This is a genomic window from Ruegeria sp. HKCCD7559 (assembly GCF_013110575.1).
GTDB lineage: Bacteria > Pseudomonadota > Alphaproteobacteria > Rhodobacterales > Rhodobacteraceae > Ruegeria.
This window is the reverse complement of sequence record NZ_WVQU01000013.1, coordinates 49154-60154: the sequence shown is the minus strand read 5'-3', so window position 1 is coordinate 60154 and position 11001 is coordinate 49154. Positions and strand designations below refer to the sequence as shown.

The following is an 11001-nucleotide window of genomic DNA, read 5'->3' as shown; positions in this document are numbered from 1 at the left end:
CAATCGTGCCGATGTTGACGTGCGGTTTTGTACGCTCAAACTTTTCCTTTGCCATGATGGCCTCCTTTTTCGGTAATGAAGGGAGCGTGATACCCACGCTCCCTCAAATCTTCGCTTATGCGTATTTCGCCTGGATCTCGTCCGAGATGTTCTGCGGAACCGGATCGTAGTGGTCGAACTGCATGGTGAACTGGGCACGGCCCGACGACATCGAACGCAGAGTGTTGATGTAGCCGAACATGTTTGCCAGCGGAACGAACGCGTCGATCGCGATTGCGTTGCCGCGCGGTTCCTGACCAGACACCTGGCCACGACGCGAGGTCAGGTCGCCGATGATACCGCCGGTGTATTCTTCCGGAGTGATCACTTCGACCTTCATGATCGGTTCCAGCAGCTTCGCGCCAGCTTTGCGCATGCCTTCACGCATACACATACGGGCCGCGATTTCGAACGCCAGAACGCTCGAGTCAACGTCGTGGAACTTACCGTCCAGCAGGGCAACCTTGAAGTCGATCACGGGGAAGCCAGCCAGAGGGCCGCTGTCCATGACCGAATTGATGCCTTTTTCAACACCGGGGATGTATTCCTTCGGAACGGCACCACCAACGATGCGGCTTTCGAACGAATAACCTTCGCCCGCCTCGGTGGGCTGGATCTCCAGCTTGACTTCCGCGAACTGACCCGAACCACCCGACTGTTTCTTGTGGGTGTAGGTGTGCTCGACCGGCATCGAGATGGTTTCACGATAGGCCACCTGCGGTGCACCGATGTTCGCTTCAACCTTGAACTCGCGCTTGAGACGGTCCACCAGGATGTCCAGGTGAAGTTCGCCCATGCCCTTCATGATGGTCTGACCCGATTCCAGATCGGTTTCCACACGGAAGGACGGGTCTTCGGCGGCCAGACGGGCCAGACCCTGAGACATTTTCTCCTGGTCGCCCTTGGTTTTGGGCTCGACCGCGATCTCGATCACCGGATCGGGGAAAGTCATGGTTTCCAGAACCACCGGATCCTTCGCGTCACACAGGGTGTCACCGGTGGTGGTGTCTTTCAGACCCGCCAGCGCGATGATGTCGCCTGCAAACGCTTCTTCGATCTCTTCCCGGTTGTTCGAGTGCATCATCATCATACGACCGATGCGCTCTTTCTTGCCTTTGGTCGAGTTCAGGATCGAGTCACCCTTGTTCAGCACGCCCGAATAAATCCGGGTGAAAGTCAGCGAACCGACGAAGGGATCGTTCATGATTTTGAACGCCAGGCCCGAGAACGCCATGTTGTCGTCAGCACGACGGGCGATGTCACGAACTTCTTCCTCGTCACCGGGTTTGAAGCCCATGTAATCGACAACGTCCAGCGGGCTGGGCAGATAGTCGATCACAGCGTTGAGCAGCGGCTGAACGCCTTTGTTCTTGAACGCAGAACCACCCAGTACCGGAACGAACGCGATTTCCAGTGTGCCCTTGCGCAGCAGTTTACGCAGGGTCGGAACGTCGGGCTCATTGCCTTCCAGGTATTCCATCATCGCGTCGTCGTCCATTTCGACGGCCGCTTCGATCATCTTGCCGCGCCATTCTTCAGCCATGTCTTTCAGGCTGTCGCGGATCGGAGCTTTGATCCAGCTTGCGCCCAGGTCTTCACCCTGCCACAGCCATTCTTCCATGGTGACCAGGTCGATCAGACCTTCCAGCTCAGATTCGGCGCCAATCGGGATACCAACCGGAACAGCACGTGCGCCGGTGCGGTCTTCGATCATGCGAACGCAGTTGAAGAAGTCTGCGCCGATCTTGTCCATCTTGTTAACGAAAACCATACGCGGAACCTTGTAGCGGTCAGCCTGACGCCACACGGTTTCGGTCTGGGGCTCAACACCGGCGTTTGCGTCCAGAACGCAGACGGCACCGTCGAGAACCGCCAGCGAGCGTTCGACTTCGATGGTGAAGTCAACGTGGCCAGGGGTGTCGATGATGTTCAGGCGGTGCTTGGGGGTATCGGCGGTTTTACCGTCCTCGGTGCGTTCCCAGAACGTGGTGGTCGCAGCCGAAGTGATGGTGATGCCGCGTTCCTGCTCCTGCTCCATCCAGTCCATGGTGGCTGCACCGTCGTGCACCTCACCGATGTTGTGGGATTTACCAGTGTAATACAGGATACGCTCCGAGCAGGTGGTCTTACCTGCGTCGATGTGCGCCATGATACCGAAGTTACGGTATAGTTCGAGCGGATATTCGCGTGCCATTTGGATAAGCCTCTAGAATTACCAGCGGTAATGGCTGAAGGCTTTGTTCGCCTCGGCCATCTTGTGGGTGTCTTCGCGCTTCTTAACGGCAGTACCGCGGGACTGTACGGCGTCCAGCAGTTCGCCGGCGAGGCGTTCTTCCATGGTGTTTTCGTTGCGGCCGCGCGCAGCGGTGATCAGCCAGCGGATGGCCAGAGCTTCGCGGCGCTCGGGGCGGACTTCGACCGGAACCTGGTAGGTTGCACCACCAACCCGGCGCGAGCGAACCTCGACCGAAGGTTTGATGTTGTCGAGCGCTTCGTGGAACACTTCGACAGGAGCGCGCTTTACCTTGTTCTCAACGCGGTCAAATGCGTTGTAGACGATGCGCTCTGCGACCGACTTCTTGCCGTCGATCATCAGGTTGTTCATGAATTTGGTCAGTACCTTGTCGCCAAATTTGGCGTCAGGCAGGACTTCGCGTTTTTCGGCGGCGTGACGACGTGACATATCAGCCTCTCCTTCTTACTTGGGACGCTTCGCGCCGTATTTCGAACGACGTTGCTTACGATCTTTGACGCCCTGAGTATCCAGAACACCGCGCAGGATGTGGTAACGCACACCGGGAAGGTCTTTCACACGGCCGCCACGGATCAGAACAACCGAGTGTTCCTGCAGGTTGTGGCTTTCACCGGGGATGTACGAGATGACCTCGAACCCGTTGGTCAGGCGCACCTTGGCAACCTTACGCATCGCCGAGTTCGGCTTTTTAGGCGTTGTGGTATAGACACGTGTGCAGACACCGCGCTTTTGCGGGCACTGCTCCAGGTGCATGGACTTCGAGCGTTTGACTTTGGGCTGCCGCGGCTTGCGGATCAGCTGTTGAATAGTTGGCATTCCGGTTCTTTCCCCGTTTTGCAACACACATGACATGCACGCGCGTTGCGTGCGGCTAAATTCGCTGCACTTATGCGTCCACAAGCGCAAAACCCACGAGCGTTCCCATTCCGAGGTGAACGTCGCGGTTGGTTCTCAGAGGGCGCGAACTGCAAAATTGTCCGGGCCTTGACCAGTTCATTACTGGAATCGGCTACGGGGCGGCCCCCGGTACCGAGATGACGCGCGTATAGGGGGAGTCGGCCCAAGTGTCAACAGCACGATACCGGCGCCCCGGCGCGCGCGTTGAATGCAGCCTGTAGGATTGCCATTCCTGCGCGCCGCTGTCCCGGTTGCGGCTGAACCGCCGCAAGGGCATAGTCGGGTCGAATATCTGCTGATGGATTACAGATGCAAGTGATTGGCCTTTGCCGGTTTTCCTATCCCGCAACCGGCGGTTTTCGGCTGAACCGGGATACGATCGAAGAGCAACGGCAATTTCTGTATGCCCCCGACAGGCTGGAAGAACGCTTTCGTCTTTTCGAGGCGATCACCCTGCCCGGTTTTCGCATCCAGACCGATGAGACGTTCGAGTTGTTTGTTTTGACCGGGACGTGCCTGCCTCAGATCCATGCGGACCGGCTGCGCGACCTGACCGCCGGGATTAAACAGATCCGTATCATTGCAAAAAAACCAGGGGATCATAAGCAGATTGTACGAGAGGTGCTGAACACCGCCCGCGCGGACCCGCATCAGCCGTGCCTACAGTTTCGGCATGATGACGATGACGCCGTTTCCGTTGATTTCATAGAACGCCTCCGCGCTGCTGTTGTCGAAAACACAGGGCTGATGCTGCAGAGCGAGTCCGTCGGTATAGATTTCAATCAAGGGTACATCGCCCGGCGCGAAGCCCACGGAATTCGGGCAGCTCGGGTCTATCGATCGCTGCTGGGCGTTGGCCTGGGCATGCATGTTCAAGCCGGAAGCACGCGGACGATATTTGACCGGTTGCACAACAGGCTCGCCCGGTTCATGCCCGTGGTCAGCTATCCGGACACGCCCATGTGGGTTAGGATGCTGCACGATTTCAACGACTCGGACCACGCGCGCAAAGATACCAGCGAGTTGTCGCCTTTCACGCCTGAACAGGCTGAAGACTTGCGGGTACGGTTCTCGATCGACCCTGACGCGTTCGAGGCCAGATATGCGGCGCGCTGAGAAAATGCAGGTCATCGGTCTTTGCCGGTTTTCCTATCCCGCAATTGGCGGCTTTCAGACAACGCACGAGTGTGTCGAAGATAGACGGCAATTCCTGTACCAGCACGACAGGTTGGAAGAACGGTTTCGCCTGTTCGAGACGGTCGCCCTGCCCGGTTTCAAAAAACAGTCCGACGAAGATTTCCAGTTGGTGATCGTGGTCGGCCACTGCCTGCCCAAGCTGGCATTTGACCGCCTCAACGATCTGACCGGTGGGCTGAAACAGGCGCGCATAGTCGCGAAACCTCCGGGGCGTCACAGAAAAGTCATGCAGGATGTCCTGAATTCGGCAAGGACCGATCCCGACCAACCCTGCCTTCAGTTTCGCCACGACGATGATGATGCAGTGGCCGTGGATTTTGTCGAGCGGTTCCGGGGCTGTGTCAGGGAATGTGTCGGCTTGTTCGAAAGGCACGCGATGGTCGCCGTTGACTTCAACTGCGGTTATCTGGCCCGCGCCAATTCCGAGGGGATACAGGCCACGCGCGTGCATCGCCCGTTGATCACTGCCGGTCTGGGAATGTACGTGCGGGGCGGGCAGCGGAAGTCGATCATGAATTTTGCCCATAACAGGATCAACCGCGCGATGCCCGTTGTGACCCGACCCGACAGTCCGATGTGGGTAAGAGGATTGAACCGGTTCAATGACTCACCGCGAACCAGAAACATGGATGTCGCGCTCAACCCTCTTACCCGGCAGCAGGAGCTCGAGTTTCAAACCCGTTTCGCCATTGATCCGGACATGGTCAGACGGAGTCACGCCAAGCCCTGACGCGCACGTGCCCGGAACAAGGTGAACAGACCGGCACCCACGATCAGGACAGCACCCAGCATCGTCAGGCTGTCAGGCCATTCGTCAAACACGACCCAACCCAACCCGAGCGCCCAGATCAGACTGGAATATCTGAATGGTGCAACGAATCCGACATCTCCCTGACGCATGACCATGACGCTGAACAAATAGCCAAGCAGCACAAACACGGCCGCCGCCGCGACCAGGGAACCCGCCGTTGCCGAAACCACAACCCATCCTTCGAAAACCGAGGCTATTGCCGCGGCCCCCGCTATGGAAACCGAGGTGGCAAGGGTAACCAGCATTGACGGCACGTCGGCTGACATGCGTCGCGTGATGAGGTCCCGAACTGTAATCGAAACCACTGCAACCAGCGCATAGATGGAATACACGCTGAACCCCTCTGGCCCGGGTCTTACGATCAGCAGCATTCCGACGAACCCCACGGCGATTGCCAAAGCGCGTCGCCAACCAACCTGTTCGGAAAAAACCAAAGCAGCACCCAATGTTACCGTAAGCGGCAATGCCTGAAGAATGGCCGTAACATTGGCAAGCGGCATGTTCTTCAGCGCCGTCAGGAAAAAGAATGTCGCCGCCAGCTCTGCAAGGCAGCGCAGTGCAACCAGCCACTTGTCATGGCGCGAAAAATTCAGATGCAACGTGCCCAGTGACCGGGCAAGTACATAGATCAGAAATACAGCCAGGAACCCGCGCATGGCCACCAACTGAAACAATGGCAGATCCTGCAAGGCAACCTTCACCAGCGTATCGTTCAAGGTAAAGGCAGCCATGCTGCCCATCATCAGCAAAGCGCCTTTGGTGTTTGGAGTCATGCTGCTTCGGGCTCCGGGGCTATTGATCGCCCCGCATTGGCCGCCGAGTCGGGTTGGATGTCAATAACGCACCACGGGGTACAGAGATCATCAACCGAATGGGAGGATGGTCCCGAACAGGTTCAGGCTGGAAGGCTCTGTCGTGTCTTTTACAAACTCAACCCAGTCTTCCCCGTATACAAGTTCGAAAAACACAGGATATTTCCACACGAAATTATGAAAGGAAAAGGTCGTCACCAACGCACCAACCGTGAGCGCCCCGGCGAACTCTCGCAGTTTACCTTTCAAAAACAGCATAACCATGATGCAGGCCCCGCCTGCGAGGCCGAGGCTGACGAAATCCTGCGTTCCCACCTTGCCGGGCACCGGAATGCCAACCGATTGATATTGAATCAGGCGGGACAGGAAGACCGCAATAACACCCAGTATAAAAGCCCCCAGAAACGCAGCGGGATAACCCAGACGTTGCCAGATACTCTCGGTTCGAGGCAGAGGCGACTTGCGTGTGCTTTCTTCTGAACGCTTCTTGATCCGTGCCACACGGTCCTCGAAAGAGTTGCCTTTGGTGTCCATTGTTCAGCTCAATATAATCCGAAAACACAGAATATCGCTAAACCACCGATTGCAGAACCACAAGCCTGATGCAATCGGGTCAAAGGCTGTGCTCTGTCACGAAGGTTCACAATTGCGCACCTGGAGCGGCAACAAAAAAGGCCCCACGAAATCGCAGGGCCTTTTTTTGGTTTTGAATGACGCGGTTTATTCGCGGCTTTCCGGTGTTTCGACCAGAACGTCCAGCTCATCCCCGACCATATCATCATCCATGATCGGTGCGGCCAGGGCGGCGGCGGCCTCGGCCTCTTCCCGGCGGGCTTCGATCACCACATTGTCACGCGACTGCGCGATGTGGCGGACAGCCTGCGTTGCCCCTCCGGTACCGGCGGGGATCAGACGACCGACGATGACGTTCTCTTTCAGGCCGACCAGCTTGTCCTTCTTGCCCTGAACCGAAGCTTCGGTCAGCACGCGGGTGGTCTCCTGGAACGACGCCGCCGAGATGAACGAGCGCGTCTGCAACGAGGCCTTGGTGATCCCCAGCAGGATCGGCTCACCCTGAGCAGGGCGACCACCGCGGGCGATGGTCTTCTCGTTGGCCGCGTCGAACTCCTGCTTGTCGACATGTTCGCCCTTCAACAGGGTGGTGTCACCCGAATCCAGGATCTCCCACTTCTGCAGCATCTGGCGCACGATGACCTCGATGTGCTTGTCGTTGATCTTCACGCCCTGCAGACGATACACGTCCTGCACCTCGTCGATCATGTAATCCGCCAGCGCTTCGACACCCATGATGGACAGGATGTCATGCGGAGCCGGGTTACCGTCCATCAGGTATTCACCCTTCTGGATGAAGTCCCCTTCGGCGACCGGGATGTGCTTGCCCTTGGGCACCATGTACTCGATGGTCTCCATGGACTCGTCAGCCGGTTCGATGCTGATGCGGCGCTTGTTCTTGTAGTCGCGGCCAAAGCGCACGTAACCATCGGCCTCGGCGATGATCGCGTGATCTTTCGGACGGCGGGCTTCGAACAGTTCGGCCACACGCGGCAGACCACCTGTGATGTCCTTGGTCTTGGCACCTTCGCGCGGGATACGCGCGACGACGTCACCGGCTTCGACCTTCTGGCCGTCTTCGACCGACAGGATCGCATCCACCGACATCGGATAGTGAACCGGGTTGCCCGCATCGTTGCGGACCGGCTCGCCATCTTCGCCAACCAGAATGATCTCGGGCTTGAGGTCGCTGCCTTTGGGGGCGGCGCGCCAGTCGATCACGATCTTCTGGGTCATGCCGGTTGCTTCGTCGGTCTCGTCGCGGACAGCGAGGCCCGAAACCAGATCGACATATTTCGCAGTACCGGCTTTCTCGGCGATGATCGGCAGGGTGTAGGGATCCCACTCGAACAGCTTGTCGCCACGGGCCACCTTAGTGCCGTCCTTGACGAACAGCTTGGAGCCGTAGCCCAGCTTGTGGCTGGCACGCTCTTCGCCGTGTTCGTCCTTGATCACCAGCTTCATGTTCCGGCCCATGACCAGGCTTTCGCCGGCTGCGTTGACCAGAATCTGCGGGTTCTCGAAGGAAACGATACCTTCCTGGCTGGCTTCCTGGAACGACTGCTGACCACCCTGCGCAACACCACCGATGTGGAAGGTCCGCATGGTCAGCTGTGTACCGGGTTCACCGATCGACTGCGCCGCGATGATGCCGACAGCTTCACCTGTGTTTACCATTGTACCGCGTGCGAGGTCACGACCGTAGCAGGTTGCACAGACGCCTTCCTCGGACTCACAGGTCAGAGGCGAGCGGATGCGCATCGACTGAACGCCGGCTTCGTCGATTGTGTCGGCCATACGTTCGTCGATCAGCTGACCGGCTGCGACGATCACCTCATCGGTGCCCGGACGCAGAACATCGTCAGCGGCCACACGGCCCAGCACACGTTCGGCCAGCGAAGCGACAACCTCACCGTCGTTCACGGCTGCTTCGGCGGTGATCGCACGCTCGGTGCCGCAGTCGATCTCACGAACGATGCAGTCCTGCGCCACATCCACCAGACGACGGGTCAGGTAACCCGAGTTCGCCGTCTTCAGAGCGGTATCCGACAGACCCTTACGGGCACCGTGGGTCGAGTTGAAGTACTCGAGAACGGTCAGACCTTCTTTAAAGTTCGAGATGATTGGCGTCTCGATGATGTCACCGTTCGGTTTGGCCATCAGGCCACGCATACCACCCAGCTGTTTCATCTGAGTAACCGAGCCACGCGCACCCGAGTGGGCCATCATGTAGACCGAGTTCGGCTCCATGTCCGACCCGTCTTCGGCCTTGGCAACGTCCGAGATCGTGCTCATCATTGCCTCGGTCACGCGGTCGTTACACTTCGACCAGGCATCAACAACCTTGTTGTACTTTTCGCCCTGAGTGATCAGGCCGTCCATGTACTGCTGTTCAAAGTCTTTCACCTGACTGCGGGTGTCATCGACGATGCTCCACTTGTCGCCTGGGATGACCATGTCATCCTTGCCGAACGAGATGCCCGCCTTGAACGCTTCTTTGAAGCCCATCGACATGATTTGGTCACAGAAGATAACCGACTCTTTTTGACCGCAGTAACGGTAGACAGTGTCGATCACCTGCTGCACTTCTTTCTTCCGCAGCAAGCGGTTGACCAGCTCGAACGGCGCCTTGTTGTTCATCGGCAGCAACGCACCCAGACGCAGACGGCCCGGAGTGGTTTCATAGCGCTTCTGAACTTCGTTGCCTTCCTCGTCGATCTGCGTGATCCGGGCAGTGATTTTCGAGTGCAGATGCACCTCACCCGCGTCCAGCGCGTGCTGAACTTCGTCGATCGAACCAAAGACCTTGCCTTCACCCGGCATGCCTTCGCGTTCCAGGGTCACATAGTACAGACCCAGGATCATATCCTGCGACGGAACGATGATCGGCGCGCCGTTTGCAGGCGACAGAACGTTGTTCGTCGACATCATCAGAACACGGGCTTCCAGCTGCGCCTCAAGGCTCAGCGGTACGTGAACGGCCATCTGGTCACCGTCGAAGTCGGCGTTGAAGGCCGAACAGACCAGCGGGTGCAGCTGGATGGCTTTCCCTTCGATCAGAACCGGCTCGAACGCCTGAATGCCAAGACGGTGCAGCGTCGGCGCACGGTTCAGCATGACAGGGTGTTCGCGGATCACTTCGTCGAGGATATCCCACACTTCGGGACGCTCTTTCTCGACCAGTTTCTTCGCCTGTTTCACGGTCGAAGACAGACCCTTGGCTTCAAGGCGCGAGTAGATGAACGGCTTGAACAGCTCCAGCGCCATCTTCTTGGGCAGACCGCACTGGTGCAGCTTGAGTTCCGGACCGGTCACAATGACCGAACGGCCCGAGAAGTCGACGCGTTTCCCCAGAAGGTTCTGACGGAAGCGGCCCTGCTTACCTTTCAGCATGTCCGACAGCGATTTCAGCGGGCGCTTGTTGGCACCCGTGATCACGCGGCCGCGACGGCCGTTGTCGAACAGAGCGTCCACGGATTCCTGCAGCATCCGCTTTTCGTTGCGGACGATGATATCAGGCGCGCGCAGTTCGATCAGGCGCTTCAGACGATTGTTCCGGTTGATGACACGGCGATACAGATCGTTCAGATCCGAAGTCGCAAAACGGCCACCATCCAGCGGAACCAGCGGACGCAGTTCCGGCGGAATGACCGGGATCACGGTCATCACCATCCATTCGGGCCGGTTGCCCGACTCGAGGAAGGATTCAACAACCTTCAGACGCTTGATGATCTTCTTAGGCTTCAGTTCGCCGGTCGCTTCGGCCAGATCAGCGCGCAGCTGCTCTGCTTCGGCTTCCAGATCGATCTGGGCCAGCATCTCACGGATGGCTTCGGCACCGATATTCGCGGTGAACGCGTCCATGCCATAGGCATCCTGCGCGTCCATGTACTCTTCTTCGGTCAGCATCTGGCCGTAGGTCAGGTCGGTCAGACCGGGCTCGATGACGACGTAGTTTTCAAAGTACAGAACGCGTTCCAGATCGCGCAGCGTCATGTCCAGCATCAGACCAATGCGGGACGGCAGCGATTTAAGGAACCAGATATGCGCAACGGGCGCGGCCAGTTCGATATGACCCATACGCTCGCGGCGGACTTTTTGCAGGGTGACTTCCACACCGCATTTCTCGCAGACAACGCCGCGATACTTCATCCGCTTATATTTGCCGCACAGACATTCATAATCTTTGATCGGGCCAAAGATGCGCGCGCAGAACAGGCCGTCACGTTCAGGCTTGAACGTCCGGTAGTTGATGGTTTCGGGTTTCTTGATCTCGCCATAGGACCAAGACAGAATCCGCTCGGGCGACGCCAGTGAGACCTTGATCTCGTCGAATACTTTCGGCGGCGTCAGCGGGTTGAACGGGTTGTTGGTGATTTCCTGGTTCATTTGTTACCTCAAATCTTGCGGAAGGGGGG

The 11001-nt window shown here is 57.9% G+C and carries 8 protein-coding genes; 2 read left to right on the top strand and 6 right to left on the bottom strand.

From position 1 onward, the window contains the following. Nucleotides 1–115: 115 nt before the first annotated feature. Genes fusA through rpsL form a run of 3 tightly spaced genes read right to left on the bottom strand, consistent with a single transcriptional unit; the run spans nucleotide 116 to nucleotide 3109 of the window. On the bottom strand, nucleotides 116–2233 hold the full coding sequence (fusA, locus tag GS605_RS20250; RefSeq protein WP_170347258.1) for an elongation factor G: 2118 nt from the start codon (nucleotides 2231–2233) through the stop codon (nucleotides 116–118). Between the two features lie 18 nt (nucleotides 2234–2251). Continuing rightward, nucleotides 2252–2722: a 30S ribosomal protein S7 gene (gene rpsG / locus GS605_RS20245; RefSeq protein ID WP_010441203.1), complete on the bottom strand. Its 471-nt coding sequence runs from the start codon at nucleotides 2720–2722 to the stop codon at nucleotides 2252–2254. 15 nt (nucleotides 2723–2737) lie between these two features. Continuing rightward, nucleotides 2738–3109, bottom strand: coding sequence for a 30S ribosomal protein S12 (rpsL, locus tag GS605_RS20240; RefSeq protein WP_005621086.1), 372 nt, complete (start codon nucleotides 3107–3109; stop codon nucleotides 2738–2740). A 390-nt stretch (nucleotides 3110–3499) separates the two neighbouring features. Between rpsL and GS605_RS20235 the strand changes: the two genes are divergently transcribed. Both GS605_RS20235 and GS605_RS20230 read left to right on the top strand, forming a co-directional pair. Next, a complete protein-coding gene (locus tag GS605_RS20235; protein ID WP_171725119.1) occupies nucleotides 3500–4306 on the top strand; it encodes a putative rhamnosyl transferase in 807 nt (268 codons plus the stop codon). A 4-nt stretch (nucleotides 4307–4310) separates the two neighbouring features. Continuing rightward, the gene (locus GS605_RS20230) at nucleotides 4311–5117 is read left to right on the top strand and encodes a glycosyltransferase (RefSeq protein WP_171725122.1); all 807 of its coding nucleotides are present in this window, start codon (nucleotides 4311–4313) and stop codon (nucleotides 5115–5117) included. Here the strand turns inward: GS605_RS20230 and GS605_RS20225 are convergent. From GS605_RS20225 to rpoC, 3 genes are all read right to left on the bottom strand, one after another. Continuing rightward, nucleotides 5102–5971: a DMT family transporter gene (locus tag GS605_RS20225; protein WP_171725118.1), complete on the bottom strand. Its 870-nt coding sequence runs from the start codon at nucleotides 5969–5971 to the stop codon at nucleotides 5102–5104. The genes GS605_RS20230 and GS605_RS20225 overlap by 16 nt on opposite strands. Before the next feature lie 90 nt (nucleotides 5972–6061). Then, nucleotides 6062–6511 (bottom strand): hypothetical protein, encoded by a 450-nt coding sequence (locus GS605_RS20220; RefSeq protein WP_171725117.1) that lies wholly within the window; start codon nucleotides 6509–6511, stop codon nucleotides 6062–6064. Nucleotides 6512–6730: 219 nt separating this feature from the next. Continuing rightward, nucleotides 6731–10972, bottom strand: coding sequence for a DNA-directed RNA polymerase subunit beta' (gene rpoC, locus GS605_RS20215; RefSeq protein ID WP_171638236.1), 4242 nt, complete (start codon nucleotides 10970–10972; stop codon nucleotides 6731–6733). Nucleotides 10973–11001 lie beyond the last annotated feature (29 nt).

Coding starts and splice junctions, on each gene's coding strand:
- fusA (WP_170347258.1), bottom strand. CDS start 2,233: ATGGCACGCGAATATCCGCTCGAACTATACCGTAACTTCGGTATCATG.
- rpsG (WP_010441203.1), bottom strand. CDS start 2,722: ATGTCACGTCGTCACGCCGCCGAAAAACGCGAAGTCCTGCCTGACGCC.
- rpsL (WP_005621086.1), bottom strand. CDS start 3,109: ATGCCAACTATTCAACAGCTGATCCGCAAGCCGCGGCAGCCCAAAGTC.
- GS605_RS20235 (WP_171725119.1), top strand. CDS start 3,500: ATGCAAGTGATTGGCCTTTGCCGGTTTTCCTATCCCGCAACCGGCGGT.
- GS605_RS20230 (WP_171725122.1), top strand. CDS start 4,311: ATGCAGGTCATCGGTCTTTGCCGGTTTTCCTATCCCGCAATTGGCGGC.
- GS605_RS20225 (WP_171725118.1), bottom strand. CDS start 5,971: ATGACTCCAAACACCAAAGGCGCTTTGCTGATGATGGGCAGCATGGCT.
- rpoC (WP_171638236.1), bottom strand. CDS start 10,972: ATGAACCAGGAAATCACCAACAACCCGTTCAACCCGCTGACGCCGCCG.